Below are 755 nucleotides of genomic sequence, written 5' to 3'. Positions count from 1 at the left end.
AGGGAGGTTGCTGAATTACTCGGTTTGACTGAGCTTTTGAATAGGAAGCCGAGGGAGCTTTCGGGCGGGCAGAGGCAGCGTGTTGCGTTGGGTAGGGCGATTGTTAGGAAGCCGCAGGTGTTTTTGATGGATGAGCCTTTGAGTAATTTGGATGCTAAGTTGAGGGTTAGGATGCGTGCTGAGTTGAAGAAGTTGCAGAGGCAGCTTGGTGTGACGACAATTTACGTAACCCACGATCAGGTTGAAGCAATGACGATGGGTGATAGGATTGCTGTGATGAATCGGGGTGTTTTGCAGCAGGTTGGTTCGCCGGATGAGGTTTATGATAAGCCTGCGAATACTTTTGTGGCTGGTTTTATTGGTTCGCCGCCGATGAATTTCCTTGATGGGACGATTACTGAGGATGGGTTTGTGGATTTTGGGGAGTTTAGGTTGAAGCTTCTTCCGGATCAGTTTGAGGTTTTGGGGGAGTTGGGTTATGTTGGTAGGGAGGTTGTTTTTGGTATTCGTCCGGAGGATTTGTATGATGCTGTGTTTGCTCAGGTGAAGGTTCCTGGGGAGAATTTGGTTAGGGCTGTGGTTGAGATTGTGGAGAATTTGGGTAGTGAGAGGATTGTGCATTTGCGTGTTGGTGGTGTGACTTTTGTCGGCTCCTTCAGGTCGGAGTCTAGGGTTAGGGAGGGTGTGGAGGTTGATGTTGTGTTTGATATGAAGAAGATTCACATCTTCGACAAAACCACAGGAAAAGCAATATT

At 47.9% G+C, this 755-nt stretch carries 1 protein-coding gene; it reads left to right on the top strand.

The window, feature by feature from the left end; translation table 11 throughout:
* On the top strand, nt 1-755 hold a 755-nt coding region (locus NF859_RS00010; RefSeq protein WP_252742469.1), incomplete at both ends, for an ABC transporter ATP-binding protein.

Source organism: Thermococcus alcaliphilus (assembly GCF_024054535.1).
Lineage (GTDB): Archaea > Methanobacteriota_B > Thermococci > Thermococcales > Thermococcaceae > Thermococcus_A > Thermococcus_A alcaliphilus.
This window is presented reverse-complemented; position numbering and strand designations above follow the sequence as displayed.